This is a genomic window from Colwellia sp. RE-S-Sl-9 (assembly GCF_048296855.1).
In the GTDB taxonomy this organism is placed as follows: domain Bacteria; phylum Pseudomonadota; class Gammaproteobacteria; order Enterobacterales; family Alteromonadaceae; genus Pseudocolwellia.
Genome location: NZ_CP182631.1, coordinates 1241241 through 1257261 on the forward strand (window position 1 = coordinate 1241241; position 16021 = coordinate 1257261).

At 36.4% G+C, this 16021-nt stretch carries 13 protein-coding genes; 8 read left to right on the top strand and 5 right to left on the bottom strand.

From position 1 onward, the window contains the following. Positions 1-208 precede the first annotated feature (208 nt). Complete coding sequence (gene metE / locus ACM9HF_RS05355) at positions 209-2488, bottom strand: 5-methyltetrahydropteroyltriglutamate--homocysteine S-methyltransferase (RefSeq protein ID WP_473615236.1); 2280 nt, start codon at positions 2486-2488, stop codon at positions 209-211. Positions 2489-2617: 129 nt separating this feature from the next. Between metE and ACM9HF_RS05360 the strand changes: the two genes are divergently transcribed. Together ACM9HF_RS05360 and ACM9HF_RS05365 are read left to right on the top strand one after the other, a co-directional pair. Continuing rightward, positions 2618-3511: a LysR family transcriptional regulator gene (locus ACM9HF_RS05360; RefSeq protein ID WP_473615240.1), complete on the top strand. Its 894-nt coding sequence runs from the start codon at positions 2618-2620 to the stop codon at positions 3509-3511. A gap of 96 nt (positions 3512-3607) precedes the next feature. Next, entirely contained in the window at positions 3608-4123 is a 516-nt protein-coding gene (locus ACM9HF_RS05365; RefSeq protein WP_473615242.1) for an NUDIX hydrolase, read from the top strand. 127 nt (positions 4124-4250) lie between these two features. Here ACM9HF_RS05365 and ACM9HF_RS05370 read toward each other — a convergent pair whose 3' ends face one another. Beyond that, positions 4251-4649 carry a hypothetical protein gene (locus ACM9HF_RS05370; protein WP_473615245.1) on the bottom strand — a complete coding sequence of 133 codons (399 nt, stop codon included), beginning with the start codon at positions 4647-4649 and terminating at the stop codon, positions 4251-4253. A 319-nt stretch (positions 4650-4968) separates the two neighbouring features. Here ACM9HF_RS05370 and ACM9HF_RS05375 point away from each other — a divergent pair, with 319 nt between their 5' ends. After that, positions 4969-5301: a hypothetical protein gene (locus ACM9HF_RS05375; protein ID WP_473615248.1), complete on the top strand. Its 333-nt coding sequence runs from the start codon at positions 4969-4971 to the stop codon at positions 5299-5301. A gap of 94 nt (positions 5302-5395) precedes the next feature. Here ACM9HF_RS05375 and efpL read toward each other — a convergent pair whose 3' ends face one another. After that, positions 5396-5968 carry an elongation factor P-like protein EfpL gene (gene efpL, locus ACM9HF_RS05380; protein ID WP_473615251.1) on the bottom strand — a complete coding sequence of 191 codons (573 nt, stop codon included), beginning with the start codon at positions 5966-5968 and terminating at the stop codon, positions 5396-5398. A 182-nt stretch (positions 5969-6150) separates the two neighbouring features. Beyond that, positions 6151-7425, bottom strand: coding sequence for a hypothetical protein (locus ACM9HF_RS05385; RefSeq protein WP_473615255.1), 1275 nt, complete (start codon positions 7423-7425; stop codon positions 6151-6153). A gap of 611 nt (positions 7426-8036) precedes the next feature. Between ACM9HF_RS05385 and ACM9HF_RS05390 the strand changes: the two genes are divergently transcribed. From ACM9HF_RS05390 to ACM9HF_RS05410, 5 genes are all read left to right on the top strand, one after another. Continuing rightward, complete coding sequence (locus ACM9HF_RS05390; RefSeq protein WP_473615258.1) at positions 8037-8714, top strand: HAD family hydrolase; 678 nt, start codon at positions 8037-8039, stop codon at positions 8712-8714. A 74-nt stretch (positions 8715-8788) separates the two neighbouring features. Next, entirely contained in the window at positions 8789-9745 is a 957-nt protein-coding gene (locus ACM9HF_RS05395; protein ID WP_473615261.1) for a sugar-binding transcriptional regulator, read from the top strand. Positions 9746-9916: 171 nt separating this feature from the next. Then, positions 9917-11632: a purine-cytosine permease family protein gene (locus ACM9HF_RS05400; protein WP_473615264.1), complete on the top strand. Its 1716-nt coding sequence runs from the start codon at positions 9917-9919 to the stop codon at positions 11630-11632. Positions 11633-11787: 155 nt separating this feature from the next. After that, positions 11788-13329 (top strand): mannitol dehydrogenase family protein, encoded by a 1542-nt coding sequence (locus tag ACM9HF_RS05405; RefSeq protein ID WP_473615266.1) that lies wholly within the window; start codon positions 11788-11790, stop codon positions 13327-13329. Between the two features lies 1 nt (position 13330). Further along, complete coding sequence (locus ACM9HF_RS05410) at positions 13331-14254, top strand: carbohydrate kinase family protein (protein ID WP_473615270.1); 924 nt, start codon at positions 13331-13333, stop codon at positions 14252-14254. A gap of 228 nt (positions 14255-14482) precedes the next feature. Here ACM9HF_RS05410 and ACM9HF_RS05415 read toward each other — a convergent pair whose 3' ends face one another. After that, positions 14483-15793: a DEAD/DEAH box helicase gene (locus ACM9HF_RS05415; RefSeq protein WP_473618259.1), complete on the bottom strand. Its 1311-nt coding sequence runs from the start codon at positions 15791-15793 to the stop codon at positions 14483-14485. Positions 15794-16021: the final 228 nt, after the last annotated feature.

Consider the following 16021-nt stretch of genomic DNA (forward strand, 5'->3'; position numbering starts at 1 on the left):
TTAGTAGACCTGATACTTCATAAAAAAAATTCATAATAAGGAAAATAGCAAAACATTCGCTAAAATATTTTGCTAATCGTATTTATCTAATACCATTAAATAAAGCTTAACTTACCTCAACTCGGGTTAATGAATGTTAGCGATTAGTAATAAATTCAACGGAGTTAGGCGTAAAAAAGCTGGTTGAGTAACTTTGCTTATCCCGAGCTTAGCTTGCTTTAGCTCTTAAAATTTGAGCTGCTTTCACCATGTTATGTAATGCCGGTTTGACTTCTTCCCACTGTCTTGTTTTTAAGCCACAATCAGGGTTTACCCATAAACGTTCTGCAGGTATACGCTTTTGTGCTTTTTCAATCAACTCAACCATGTAGTTTTCTGACTGAATATTAGGGGTATGAATATCATATACACCAGGCCCTAGCTCATTTGGATATTTGTATTCGTCAAACACATCTAACAATTCCATGTTAGAACGCGATGTTTCAATAGTAATAACATCAGCATCCATATCAGCAATAGCACCAATAATATCGTTAAATTCCGAATAACACATGTGAGTATGAATTTGCGTTTTATCGCTTACACCATTAGCAGTAATTTTAAATGACTGTATCGCCCAATCTAAATACTGCGACCATTGCGATTGCCTTAAAGGTAGTCCTTCCCTTAATGCTGCTTCATCTATTTGAATAATGTTGATGCCTGCACTTTCTAAATCTAACACTTCGTCTCTTATGGCTAACGCTAATTGTAAGCAAGTAGTTGAACGTGGTTGGTCGTCTCTTACAAAAGACCAATTTAGAATAGTCACGGGCCCTGTCAGCATGCCTTTCATTGGTTTTGTTGATAACGATTGTGCGTATTTAGTCCATTCTACCGTCATGGCTTTAGGTCGTGAAACGTCACCAAAAATAATAGGTGGTTTCACACAACGTGAACCGTAAGACTGAACCCAACCTGCTTCACTAAAGGCATAGCCATCAAGCTGCTCGCCAAAATATTCAACCATATCGTTTCGTTCAGGTTCACCATGCACCAATACATCAAGCCCCAATTCATGTTGAATATCAATACATTGCGATATTTCATTTTTCATAAATTCCGTGTATTGAGCTAGGTTAATTTCACCCTTCTTAAATTGTTGTCTGGTTTTTCTAATATCAGCGGTTTGAGGAAAAGAACCAATGGTTGTGGTTGGGTACAAAGGTAAATTAAAAATAGTGCGTTGTAGTTGGCTACGTTCAGCATAAGCTGACTTTCTTAAAGCAAGCGCTGGTGTAATAGCCGCAACTTTAGCTTTAATAGCTGAATTATTTACTCTGCTTGAAAGCTCTCGACTTTGTATTGCCTGTGCATTTAATGCTAACTCGGTTTGATAAGCATCGCGGCCATTATTTAATACCTGATGTATTAACGATAATTCTTCTAATTTTTGAATCGCAAAAGACAACCAGCTCTTTATCTCAGCATCAAGTTTTACTTCATTTGTTAAATCAACAGGCACATGTAATAAAGAACAAGACGGCGCTACCCATAATCTATTTTGAAGCTTTTTAGCTAATGGTTCTAACCAAGTTAACAGTGCATTAATATCTGTTTTCCAAATATTTCGACCATTAACCACACCTAGAGAAACAACTTTTTCTTCACTGATATTATCAATTAAGCTTTGTACTTCACTTTTTGCGTTAATCGTATCTAAATGCACACCGTCAACAGGTAACTCACAAACTAACGGTAAGTTTTCTTTTAGCTCACCAAAATAGGTAGCGAGTAAAATTTTACTACCGCACTGGCTTAACACTTTGTAAGTGGTATTTATTGCTTGTTGCCAGTTATTGTCTAACTCGGTAACTAATATAGGCTCATCAATTTGCACCCACTCTACGCCTAGTGCAGCAATGTTATTTAATAGCTGTTGATAAACCGGTAAAATTTGTTCAAGTAAGTTTATTTTTTCAGAGTTATCGGTTTCTTTACCTAACCATAAATATGAAACAGGACCTAAAATAACCGGCTTAACCTTATAACCTAACGCTTGTGCTTCTTTAATTTGACTAACTAAGCGTTCGCTATTCAATTCAAAAGTTGTACTACTTGAAAACTCTGGAACTATGTAATGGTAATTTGTATCAAACCATTTGGTCATTTCGCCTGCACTTACACAGCTACAAGCACTATCGTTCGCCGAACGTCCTCGTGCAATTCTAAAATAATTGTCTAACGAATTACCTGCTAAACCTTGTACTCGATCAGGAATATTACCTAATAAAAAGCTGGTATCTAATACTTGATCGTAAAAAGAAAAGTCGCCAACGGGCACATAATCTAAAGCTTCTTGGTTATTCCAATGGGTTTGTCTAAGGGTTAATGCTGTGGTTTCTAAATCAGCTTCTGTTATCTCTTTTTTCCAAAATTTCTCTAATTCAAATTTAAGTTCGCGCTTAGCGCCAATGCGTGAAAAACCAAGATTGTGTAAAATTGCCATGTGTATTATTTCCTTTCATAAATGATATAAGCAAATTGTACGCAAGCTCATTCATGAAAAATAATGATATAAATACATAGTTCTATGAATTAAACTCATGGGTAGGTTTTATAAAAAACAAAACATCATATGATTGAAAGAACACATTTATCAATAATAAGAGAAGTAGACCGATTAGGCACACTAACCGAAGCAGCCAATGCGCTATTCCTAACTCAGTCAGCCTTAAGTCACGCAATTAAAAAATTAGAAGGTCAATTAGGTATTAAAATTTGGTCGAAAGAAGGCCGAAATTTACGACTAACTCAAGCAGGCGAACATATATTATCGTTAGCTAACCGCACCCTTCCACAGCTTGAACATACTGAGCACTTAATCGCACAAATAGCGAAAGGTAAACGCGGTTCATTAAGAATAGGAATGGAGTGTCATCCTTGTTACCAGTGGTTATTAACCGTAGTTTCACCCTATTTAGAACAATGGCCCGATGTCGATTTAGACGTAAAACAACGCTTTCAGTTTGGAGGTTTAGGCGCATTATTCAGCCACGACATAGATGCTTTAGTAACGCCAGATCCGCTCTTCAAAAAAGGCTTAACTTACCTACCCGTTTTTGATTACGAGCTTGTTTTAGTCACTCATAAAGATCATCCATTGGCAAATAAAAGCTTTATAAAACCCCAAGACTTAAATAATGAAACATTAATCACTTATCCCGTAGAAACTGAACGCCTTGATATTTTTAGTAAATTTTTAACCCTTGAGCAATGTAGCCCACATAAACATAAAGTAATTGAAACAACCGACATTATGCTGCAAATGGTAGCCAGTAAACGTGGTGTTTCAGCTCTTCCTGCGTGGCTAGTAAAAGAGTATTCAAAAACATTACCCATCAAAGGTATAAAGCTAGGTAAACACGGAATTGATAAACAAATATTTATAGGCTTACGTGAGAAAGATATTGAAATTGAATATATTCAAAGCTTTATTGATATTGCCAGTCAGCTTAGTGTAGCTAAGTAATACTGACTCCCATCATAGTTTTTGTTTATTCAATAAGGTAAAATCAGTACTGATTTTACCTTTGTACCCATTTGATTAACCGAGTTAAAACATATAATGAAATTATTAAAATCTACCGTGCATCCTGACGTTTCAGACCTTTCAAACTCATGTTTTACACGTAAAGCGGCTCGCGCTATTGTACTTAATGGTGATCAAATACTGCTTTTATATACTCAAAGATATCACGACTATACCTTACCCGGTGGTGGCATTGACGAAGGTGAAAGTAATATAGAAGGTTTGATCAGAGAACTACGTGAAGAAACCGGTGCTCATAATGTTACTGACATTCAGCCCTTTGGTTTATATGAAGAATATCGACCTTGGCATAAAAGCGACTTTGATATAGTGCATATGGAGTCGTATTGCTACGTATGTAACATTGATGATGAATTACGTGCAACAGAGCTAGAAAGCTACGAAATACAAAATGGTATGACTCCCGTTTGGATGAACATTCATCAAGCCATAAAACATAACGAAAAAACGCTCGCTAAAAGCGCTAAAAAAGGTTTATCAATAGTACGTGAAACTTTTTTATTGAAAAAGATAGTAGAAGAGTTGCTTTAAATTCTCAGCTTTCATTACTGAGTAAAATAGCTTAACCAGAGTTCAGGTTAAATACATAATAAGTAGAACAAAATAGCGACAATATTCACCTATCTACTATTCTGCCCTCACTATTTAACCTCAAAATTTACTTGTATGACACTTTAGCTTTGTTTTTCAATCTATCTTTATAAATAGGATATAAATTATAGGTAGGATAAAACTCAGTCGTAAATGCCTTCCAAGCACTTCTCTCAATAGCAAGATTAACTTCATTAAGTTTGTGTGCGGGTACTTCTAACGTAACCACTTGTCCAATGCCCATCATCACATACCAACTTACAACAGAAACGCCTTTTGGCGGAAACTTATCAAAGAAGCCTTGCTCTTTTAAAATCTCTTGAATTTCATCTAAGTTCTTACTGTGATCATGTTTTAAGAAAACCGTTAAAAGAATTGAATCTTTCGGCGGCTTATCAACCTCAGGCTCAGCTAAAGAAGTAAAACTTGTTACAACAAGTATAAAAAACATAAATAATTTAGTCATAAACTTTCCTTTTTAAAATGAACTTTTAAACCTCATTAAGAAGCTAAATAGAATAAGCTAAAGTAAAGATATACATACTAATAGTCAATAAGAATATAACAATAATTAAAGACGTTAATGTAAATAGCCCCAACTCGGGTTAATGAATGTTAGATAATGAATTAAAATTATTATTTATCAAAACTTTAATCTGTATCGTTGTTTTCCTAAGTTATATTAGTCTCTCAACATTGATATTTTTGTGTATAACAAGGCGAATTTTTCTATCTAATAGCTAGTTATTAGTAATAAATTCAACGAAGTTAGGCATAAAAATAGCTTGTTGAGTAACTTTGCTTATCCCGAGCTGAGGTTAAATAGTACTTACGGTGAAGCAGTTATTCGATTGGGTGTTGGCAGAGCGCACAATAAATCGCTGACCCCTGTTGTTAAAATTAATGGAGCTGAAGTCGCTGTTATTGAAGATATTCGAGGTCACGATTTAAAAACACGACCTGAATTTTTTGGTGTACTTGAAATACCCGTAAGCTACGATTTATTAAAAGAAAACAATACTATAACGGTTAACTTTCCTGATACAGGCGGTAACGTGAGTAGTGTAACCATGCAAGTATTTAACATGACTGACGAAGCGGCAAGAACACCACGCTAGTTTATTACCCCCCAACTAAAAACAAAAAAACCTCAATAACATGACATTATTGAGGTTTTTTATTGCGCTAAGTAAAAACAATCAGCGCATCTATTTACTTATCAGCACGGCCCATAAATTTACATTCAGCCGTGTTTACTTTAATTTTATCGCCAGTAGAAATATGCTCAGGTACTTGTACAGTTAAACCGGTTGAAAGCACAGCAGGTTTAGTACGAGCCGTAGCAGAACCACCTTTAATTGATGGGTCAGTTTCAGTGATCACTAATTCAACACTTGCTGGTAAATCGATACCTACAGGCGCATCATCAATTGATATAAGTAACAAACCTTCCGTATCTTCACTAATGAAACGTATTTCGTCAGCAATTGCGTCTGCATTTAGGTTATATGGCGTGTAATCTTCATTGTCCATAAATACATATTGGTCGCCATCAATGTATGAAAACATAACCGGACGACGTGTTAATTCAGCCAATTTAAGCATATCGCTATCTTTAAATGTTTCATCAACTTTATGGCCTGTTACCACATCGTACATACGCATACGGTATAAACTACCACCTGCACGACCTTGCGGAACTGAACGCTCAATATCTTTAATAATGTAAACACCGCCGTTATATTCTATCGCAGTATTCTTTTTAACTTCACTTGCCTTTGGCATGAAAAACTTCCTTAAAATAATGAATGTGAGAAAAATAACATGAACTGGATTTTATGCAAGAATTTATCAGTTAAATGTTTACTTATCTTAAGTTTACTAAGCTAAACTGTAACTAAAAAAATACCGCTAAGCGGATTGTTCATTCCATTTAGCGGTACTTTTACCAATAAGGTTACAAATCGTTAATCAAAAAACACAGATATTTCAGCCGTGATACCATCCCAATCAGATCCTATTTGCCCAGCAGAGGCATTACCTTCAGACTGTTTAACATATTCAGCTTTAACTAACGTGCCACTTGCTACCCACCAACCTAAACCGACTTGAAAACGTGTTAAGTCTTTATCGCCTGAAACACCATCGCTTGCGTTAGTAATAGAACTATAACGCGTCGCTAAATATAAGCTTTCTGGTTTTATGTATTGTGTCGCTTCAATCGCATAGTAATGAATTTTACTTTCTATTTCTTGATAGCCTATCGCTTTACTCGCTACAGTTTGTTTACCGTTACTGTCTACAAAGCTGTAATCGTCTTTCGCAATTCCTGCCCAAGCTCTTAATAAAGTACTAGCACTTGCTTGGTACTGAGCATTTATTTGTAAAATATTGGCATTTAAACCGGGTAGTAATCCAGCATGAGTATCACGTGAATTGGTGCCTGATGATACAAAATTATAATTGTCGCCATCGCCTTGAATAAGCCCAGCGGTTTGAATATTAGCAAATTCTCGGCTAGCAACTTGGTCACCTAAATCACTCACAAACCAACCTAATCCTACATCTAAACCTAAATTGGTATTAATAGACGCTCTACCAAATACGTTATATCCTTTGTCGCTACCATAGTCTTCAAAAAAGGTCGGTACTGAAAGTCCAACATCAGCATTCACTTTAGTAATAGTAGAACCCATGATTTTTTTCGACCATAACGTTTGAATACCTGATTCAGCCGTTACAAAATCGATAGGTGAATTACCAATAAGAGGATTTTTTTGTACGGCAGCCCCATCAGAATAGCCACGATAATCAAATACAGTAGAAACAATGTTCCCAGCTCTAAATAACCATTGCGTATTTTCATCGGCTTTGTCGGCTAGGCCTAAAATGTCTAAATCGATATAAGCTAAATCTTGCGATATTTCAAACTGGTCGTCTGAACCAAAGTCGTTGGGTTCTTCGCCAAGATCTGCATAAGCAGTCACATAATCATTAATTTTAACGGCTAACTCTATGTTAAAACGTAAACGCTGAAAACCTGACGACATATTTGTGTTTATATTTTCAAATGCGCCAGCATTAGCTTCTATTGATTGATAGCCTTGCATAAGTAAAACTTTAGCATCAACTCTCCCATCAAAAAATTCTGCGGCATTTGCTGAATGTGTTAGCCCAACCGCCAAAACACTGGTTGAAATTAAAGTACGGGTCGATTTCATTAGTTTTGTTTTAATCATCATTATTATCCTAATTTTTTAGTTTGGCAGTATGAATTCTTCAGTTGTTTATCTTCACAAACACCACTGAGCATAAGCTCTTTTTGCGGGCATATTCCCAAAGCAAATTTATATCGTCAACCACTAATAATTAAAAAATAGATTCCCTATAAATTTTAAAAATATATTTCACTTTAAATTCAATAAATTAAGAATTTAATTTTTAGAGTAATAATTTTTTGTACGTTAAATATCCTCTTAAATTTAAAAATTTGAGCTAAACCTCAGGTTAAAAATGTCAAAAAAGGTGCAAAAAAGTAAAATAAACGGATCTTTTTTCATGAATAAACGTGTAATGATCAAATATGAATATATTTTTAATAAACACTAAATATATGAAATTAAATAACTTTACTTACATTCACGGTTTTTTAACTTTTCTTTTGATTAAAAATCACACGATAAAAGATTGACATTGCACTTTCTTGGTGGGATTATGCCCAACATTGGAGCTTACGCCCAACCTGATGGCAAATGCTCATCATAGGTATTTAATTACGTTAAAGTGGTTCGGTGTAAATGCACTGAAGTTTTATGCTAAGTTGCTTATACAAAAACTAGGTAAAAGGTAAAACATGAACGCGAACATTGAATTGATTATTTTTGACTGTGACGGTGTATTAATTGATAGCGAAATTATCAGCGCTACGGTACTTATTGAGCAATTATCTACCATAGGTATAGAGATTAATATCAACTACATCCAACAGCATTTTTTAGGATGTAGTTTTAGCTCAGTAAAAGAAAAAATACATAAAGCGTTTAATGTAAAGCTGCACAATAATTTTGAAAACGAATACCGTATTGCACTATTAACAGCGTTTGAGAGTAATTTACAAACCACCAAAGGTATTAAAACAGTTTTGTCTCAGCTTAGCGTACCGTTTTGTTTAGCAACAAGCAGTAGCCCGCAACGTACTGAAAAAGCATTAAGTCTTGTTGGCTTAACACCTTTTTTTAAAGAAACTGTTTTTACCGCTAGCGAAGTTAAAAATGGTAAGCCGGCACCTGATTTATTTTTGCATGCCGCTAAAACAATGAAAGTAGCACCAGAAAATTGTTTGGTTATTGAAGACAGCATGGCGGGAGTAACCGCCGCATTATCTGCAGGTATGCAAGTTATTCACTATAAAGGTGGGTTACATATGTCTGATGCAACTCATGCGGTTTCAATACAGTTTCCAAACGTTACGGTAATGCAACATTGGGATACGTTTATAACATTGCAGCCAGCACTTATGGCAAATAAATAGTTAGATAGGCATTACTAAGTGCCACACAAAAAAAATAAAATAATAAATAAAAATAACTAAACAAAGGCATCCTTATGGATAACAAATCAAATTCAGAACTAAAACGCTTAGAAGATGCTGCGCGTGCTGCTTGGCTTTATTACGTAGCTAAAAACACACAAGACGAAATAGCTCAAAAGTTAGAAGTTTCTCGTCAGTCAGCACAACGTTTAGTTGCCCTTGCAGTAAATGAAGGGTTAATTAAAGTACGTTTAGAGCATCCTATTACCGAATGTATGGAATTAGCCCAACAGCTAAAAGATACATTTAACTTACTTGAATGCGAAATAGTGCCGAGCGATCCTAACGCCCCAAATTCTAGTTACGGTTTAGCCCAGTGTGGAGCCACTATATTAGAACGTTATTTAAAATCAGACACACCTAAAACTTTAGCTTTTGGTACAGGTAGAGCATTAAAAGCTTGTATCGACGAGCTACCTTCAATGCAATGTCAGCAGCACAAAATAGTTTCATTATTAGGTAATATGATGGCAGATGGTTCAGCCTCAGCTTTTGATATTGTGGTAACCATGGCCAATAAAGTTAATGCTAAACACTTCCCGATGCCGCTTCCTGTTATTGCATCAACCGTTGCAGAAAAACAAATATTGCACAGCCTTAAACCCGTAAAAAGTATTTTTAGCTTAATTGAGCAAGCTGACGCTACTTTTGTCGGTATAGGCCAAATTACCGAAAACTCCCCTTTATTATTAGACGGTTTTATTAACGACTTTGAGCTTGAAAGCGTAAAAAACGATGGTGCACAAGGCGAAATTATTAGTTGGTTATATGATGAAAATGGTCAACTCCTTAATAATACCACCAACGAGCGAGTGGTAAGTTCTCCGTTAACCATTAATGCCAGTAAACCTGTTTATGGTATTGCTGCAGGTAGCGATAAAGTCAAAGCAATTCATGCAGCCCTTAAAGGTAAATTAATAAATTCATTAATTACAAATGAGTATACCGCCAAAGCCATACTTAGCATGTAATTAAAGTAAGTCCCAAAAAGTAGCTCCACAGTTAAAGCCTTGGTTTATAACTGCGGACAACGCTACTTAAAATAAGATGAAACGGTTAAATATTATTCATAAAACGTTTCAATTTCAAAACACATATCATGCACTGTTTATTTAACAGCCATGATAGAAGGAAAGCAAAAAATGGCCAATATTCATAGAGATAACTCATTTAGTAATATAAATGAAGAACAAATGCCAGTTGCAAAAAACAAATTGCATGGGTGGAAACATTTTGCAGGTTTATATGCTGGGGAGCATGTAGCCGCAACTGAATTTGTAATAGGTGCAACCTTCGTCGCATTAGGCGCTGCAACTACTGATATTTTACTGGGTTTATTAATCGGTAATTTATTAGCCATGTGTTCTTGGTGGTTATTAACAGCACCTATCGCTGTTGAAACACGCTTAAGCTTATACAATTACCTCAATAAAATTGCGGGTAATTCTATGACCAAGCTCTATAACTGGGCAAATGTTGTGATATTCTCCGTAATATCAGCCGCCATGATCACCGTATCTTCCACCGCGGTTAGGTTTTTGTTCGACATTCCAGCTCAGCTCAATTGGTACCCCAACAGTTTTTGGTTTGTCGCTATTGTGCTCGCCGTAGGATCTATCGTGGTGTTTGTTGCTATGTATGGCTTTTCAACGGTAGCTGACTTTTCTAAAATTTGTGCCCCTTGGTTATTTGTTATTTTTATTGCCGGTTCGTTTACCCTATTCCCTGCTTTATCTAACCATGTATTAGGCACAACAACTCTTAGTGGTTGGAGCGACTTTATTACCATTGGCGACAGTTCCATTTGGACAGGCTTCACCAGTGATGGTGAAAAAGGTATCGGCTTATTTGAAGTTATCGGCTTTGCATGGGCAGCTAACTCTATTACTCACTTTGGTTTAATCGACATGGCAATATTTCGTTTTGCTAAACGTAAAAGTTACGGTTTATTCTCAGGTGTTGGTATGTTCTTTGGCCATTACTTAGCATGGATATCTGCAGGTATTATGGGCGCTGGTGCAGCCGTATTACTTAAAACAACCATCACTTCGTTAGATCCAGGTGATGTGGCTTACCACGCATTAGGTTTAACCGGTTTTGTGATAATTATTATTGCTGGCTGGACAACGGCTAACGCTAATTTATACCGCGCAGGTTTAGCTGCACAGTCTATTTTTGTTAATCAATCACGCGAAAAAACAACCGCTATTGTAGGTGTTGTTACTGTTATTATTGCCTGTTTCCCTTTTGTATTTTCGCAAATGTTACCGCTATTAACTTACGCAGGTTTATTAGTTGTTCCTGTAGGCGGCATCGTATTTGCTGAGCATGTGTTATTTCCAAAAATTGGTTTAACGCGTTACTGGGCTAAGTATCAAAATATATCTCGCAGCGTACCAGCCATAGCAACTTGGGCCTTAGCTTTAGTATTCGGTTTTGGCTTAAATATTTTAGATGTTATGTCGTTCTACTACTTATTCATTCCTACATGGATTTTCAGTATTGTTGTTTACACCGTATTAGCAAAAAAATACGGTGCTGATAAAGACTACACAAAAGAGGTTGCTGCTGAAAACCTTGAACAAAAACAGATTGTTGCTTACCAAACAGAAGAAGCGCGAAACGACACACCCTTTGTTGAAGACACCAGCACAATAAGCAAAATATTAAATGCGGTATCAACAGTTTCGTTACTTATTATTACCGCGTTTGCTACCCAAGTTATGTTTTTCAGCTCAACGATGGACATATACGACACAAACAAAGTGCAATTTGAATATTACTGTTTCATTTTTACTATCGTTTATTTTGCTAGTGCTTATGCATCTCTTAAGCGCCAAAAAGCACTCAACAACTAACAACAGTAATACAAACTAATAAACACGCGCACATTAACGTTTAGGTTAACTAACAACACGCTAATGTGCTGCGTTTAACATAAAAAATTGAGTAACTACAAAACAGTTACCCTAATTTATTTTTAGGTTTAATCCTATTAAGTAAGGCCAAACACATGACAAACACCACACTAAATGAAACACAAAACGGTTCATTAAACCAACTTACATTAGCTAACTTACCTAGCCATATTGATATTCCTACTTATGATCGTAGCCAGTTAACCGCAGGTATTGTTCATATTGGTGTCGGTGGTTTTCATCGTGCGCATCAAGCTATGTACATTAATGAATTATTGAAAACACCGGGGTCAGAACAGTGGGCAATTTGTGGTGTAGGTTTATTAGAAAACAACCGTGGTTTGCGTGATATTTTAGTTAAACAAGACTACTTATATTCGTTAGTGGTACGCCACCCTAATGGCCAAATAGACAACAAAGTTATTGGTTCGATGATTGATTTCATCTTCGCGCCTGACAACAAACAAACCGTTATAGACAAATTAGCTCATAGCGAAACTAAAATAGTTTCGTTAACCATTACCGAAGGGGGTTACAACTTACACCCTACTACAGGCGAACTTGATTTATTAAACGAAGGCATCGCACACGATATTGCTAACCCTAACGACCCAAAAACAGCATTTGGTTATATTGCTGCAGCATTACAAATACGTAAAAACAAAGGTATGAACCCCTTTACGGTACAGTCTTGCGACAACATTCAACATAACGGCGCCGTAACACGAAAAATGTTACTTACGTTTACCCAGCAGCAAGATCCTGAGTTAAGCCAATGGATTAAAACACATGTTGAATTTCCAAATGCTATGGTTGACCGTATAACGCCAGTAACAACAAAAACAGATATTGACTACGTTACTAAAACTTATGGTTTAACCGACGAGTGGCCAATTACCTGTGAATCGTTTTCGCAATGGGTAATTGAAGACAATTTTAGCGACGGCCGACCTAACTGGAATTTAGCCGGTGCACAGTTTGTAACAGACGTAACCCCTTTTGAAAAAATGAAAATACGTTTATTAAACGCAGGCCATTCAGTACTTGGTTTATTAGGTTCTATTCATGGTTATGCCACGATAGACGAAACTGTATCCGACAAAGATTTTGCACAATACCTACGTGCATTTATGGACTTAGAAGTTACGCCGTTATTAGATAAATTAGACGGTATTGATTTAGAAGAATACAAAGACACATTAATAGAGCGTTTTTCAAATCCAAATATTAAAGACAGCCTCGCGCGTATTTGTTCTGAAAGTTCAGCCAAATTGCCTAAATTTTTAATTGCCTCTATTAACGAAAACTTAGCCGCAGGTCGCGATTGCTCTTTAGCCACTTTAGTGATTGCCACTTGGTGTTTATACAGCGACAAACAGGTAAACCAAGCGAATAATCCGTTAGATATTCAAGACGCAATGCGTGACGAACTAGCAGAGTATGCTCAACAAACTCGTACCGACCAACTCGCTTTTTTAAAGTTAACGAGCTTATTCGACAATTTAATTAATCAAGCTGATTTTAGTGAAAATTATACAACAGCAATTAACGCGTTATATTCGCCAACAAGTAACATTAAAACCATAATGAAAAACACGCTTGAGCAAAAATACCATACCCTTGCTAAAGGAAAATAACATGAACAGTTTATTTATTAATCATAAAGCCCCTAGCGATATCACTATTAATTGTTTTGGTGAAGTACTATGGGATTGTTTTAGTAGCGGTAAGCGTTTAGGTGGCGCACCTTTAAATGTATGTTTGCGCTTAAACTCTCTTGGCATTAAAGCCAATATGATCAGCGCCGTTGGCAAAGACACCTTAGGCAACGAACTACTTAACGTGATTACAGAACGCGAAATGAACACCCACTTTATCGCTGTCAATCCCGATAAAAAAACCAGTACAGTACAAGTTACGTTAGACAAAAGTGGCTCAGCATCGTACGAAATTGTTGCAGATACCGCTTGGGATAATATTGACTTAACCCCTGCCCTTATCGAACAAGTACAATCGTCAGATATTTTTGTATACGGCAGTTTAGTTGCTCGTCAAGAAACCTCGTTAAACACTTTAAAGCAGCTAATAAATGTCGCTCAATTTAAAGTGTTTGACGTAAACTTACGCAAACCCCATTACAACATTGAAACCTTAATAGAGTTAATGCAAGCCGCTAATTTTATTAAACTAAACGATGATGAGTTATACGAAATAGCTTACGCGATGGGTTCTAAATTTAACTCGCTAGAACAAAATTTAGAGTTTATTGCAGAAAAAACCAATACACCTTACATGTGCGTAACCAAAGGTAATCACGGTGCATTACTTAAAATTAATGATAAAAATTACTACAACTCAGGCTTTTTAATTAAAGTCGTAGATACGGTAGGAGCTGGCGATTCATTTTTAGGTTCATTAATTTATCAACTATGTAACACCACCAATGCACAATACGCAGTTAACTTTGCCTGTGCTGTTGGCGCTATGGTGGCACAAAGCCAAGGTGCCACACCTGAACTGTCAATGGAGGAAATTGAACAGTTTATGAATCCAACCTCTTAAATAGGTAGTAAACAATTAAAGCAATTATTTATCAACAGCTTAATGTGTATTATTGTTTTCCTAAGCTATATTAGTCTCTCAACATTGATATTTTTGCGTATAACAAGGCGAATTTTTCTACCTAATAGCTGGCTATTAGTAATAAATTCAACGAAGTTAGGCGTAAAAATAACTTGTTGAGTAACTTTGCTTATCCTGAGTTGAGGTTATTTAACTCAATACAAAAGTTTACTCATCATCACCGCTATTTAGCCAAATATCAGCATTAATGGTGGGTTTCTTTTTACGCTTTTTCTTACCGCTTCCAGCCGGTGCAGCCATAGGTTTTGTTTGTTCGGCAAACTCAGCCAGCAAAGCATCAATGGTATTTTCGTCAACTTCAAAGCCTTCAACTTGCTCGCGTTCAAGCCAAATTTTGTTCTTTTTCTCAATCACTTTAAAGTGATGATAATCTTCATGATCAATCAGCGATAAAGCCAAACCTACTTCGCCAGCACGACCACTTCGACCAATACGGTGCATGTAATCAGACGGGCTTCGAGGTAAATCAAAGTTAATAACAACAGGTAGTTTTTCAATATCTAAACCACGTGCAGCAATGTCGGTAGCAATTAATACTTCTATTTCACCACTCTTAAAGCCTTCAAGTACTCTACTACGAGCGCCCTGACCTTTGTCGCCATGAAACACTTCAGCCGTAATGCCGCGTTTAGAAAGCTTTGCCGCTAAATGTTCACAACTGTTTTTAGCATTTACAAAAATAAGCGCTTGTCGCCACGAATGCTGAATAATTAAATGGGCTAACACCGCTGTTTTCTCGCCTTTGTTCACCTCAAATACACGTTGTACCAAGGTACTTGCGTCAGCACTTTGTACTTGTATTTCAATCGGGTTATTCAGTAATTTTTGCGTTAAAGCTTTTACCTGATCAGGAAAAGTTGCTGAAAACAATAAAGTTTGTTTTTTAGTGGGCAATAAAGCTAAGAGCGCTGTTAGCTCTTCGGTAAAACCTAAACTTAACATGCGGTCGGCTTCATCAAGCACTAAGGTTTTAACCTTATCGAGTTTAATCGCATTACTTGAAATTAAATCGAGTAATCGACCCGGCGTTGCCACCAAAACATCTGTACCACCACGTAACGCCAGCATTTGTGTATTAGCTGACACACCACCAAACACAGCCACTGTTTTTATTTCGCCATTAAAATGTACCGCGTACGACTTAATGCTATCAGCCACTTGCTTAGCTAATTCGCGCGTAGGTACTAAAATTAATTGAGTAACAAAGTTACCTTTATTACTTACACTTTTACCTGAAGCTTTTTCAGCGTCTTTACTTTTAGAAAGCTGCTGCAAAATAGGCAATGCAAAAGTCGCCGTTTTACCCGACCCTGTATTTGCCCCTGCAATTAAATCGCGCCCAGCTAACACACTAGGAATAGCTCGCGCTTGAATAGGCGTTGGCTGCTGGTATTCCAGCTCAATTAATCGAGCTAATAATTGGGGAATAAGGCCAAGTTCTGTAAAGCTGGCAGGCATTGTAGGTATGGTTGTAGCTGTGGTAGCAACATGAGTTGAATCAGTGTTTTTGGCAGAGGTCATTAATATAAAGGGCTTAAAGCTAAAATAATTGCGGCTATTTTAACTTATTTAAAGCGGGTAAGTTAGTGAAATTAGATATTCATAAATAAACCCATTGAATACTTACTGAAGTCACTTTGCAACAGGAATAATTCATTGTTCAACGTTTTGGTTTAATTCAAAATA

Bases quoted from the DNA above. Each gene is read 5' to 3' on its own strand.
- metE (WP_473615236.1), bottom strand. From the start codon at position 2,488: ATGGCAATTTTACACAATCTTGGTTTTTCACGCATTGGCGCTAAGCGC.
- ACM9HF_RS05360 (WP_473615240.1), top strand. From the start codon at position 2,618: ATGATTGAAAGAACACATTTATCAATAATAAGAGAAGTAGACCGATTA.
- ACM9HF_RS05365 (WP_473615242.1), top strand. From the start codon at position 3,608: ATGAAATTATTAAAATCTACCGTGCATCCTGACGTTTCAGACCTTTCA.
- ACM9HF_RS05370 (WP_473615245.1), bottom strand. From the start codon at position 4,649: ATGACTAAATTATTTATGTTTTTTATACTTGTTGTAACAAGTTTTACT.
- efpL (WP_473615251.1), bottom strand. From the start codon at position 5,968: ATGCCAAAGGCAAGTGAAGTTAAAAAGAATACTGCGATAGAATATAAC.
- ACM9HF_RS05385 (WP_473615255.1), bottom strand. From the start codon at position 7,425: ATGATGATTAAAACAAAACTAATGAAATCGACCCGTACTTTAATTTCA.
- ACM9HF_RS05390 (WP_473615258.1), top strand. From the start codon at position 8,037: ATGAACGCGAACATTGAATTGATTATTTTTGACTGTGACGGTGTATTA.
- ACM9HF_RS05395 (WP_473615261.1), top strand. From the start codon at position 8,789: ATGGATAACAAATCAAATTCAGAACTAAAACGCTTAGAAGATGCTGCG.
- ACM9HF_RS05400 (WP_473615264.1), top strand. From the start codon at position 9,917: ATGGCCAATATTCATAGAGATAACTCATTTAGTAATATAAATGAAGAA.
- ACM9HF_RS05405 (WP_473615266.1), top strand. From the start codon at position 11,788: ATGACAAACACCACACTAAATGAAACACAAAACGGTTCATTAAACCAA.
- ACM9HF_RS05410 (WP_473615270.1), top strand. From the start codon at position 13,331: ATGAACAGTTTATTTATTAATCATAAAGCCCCTAGCGATATCACTATT.
- ACM9HF_RS05415 (WP_473618259.1), bottom strand. From the start codon at position 15,793: ATGCCTGCCAGCTTTACAGAACTTGGCCTTATTCCCCAATTATTAGCT.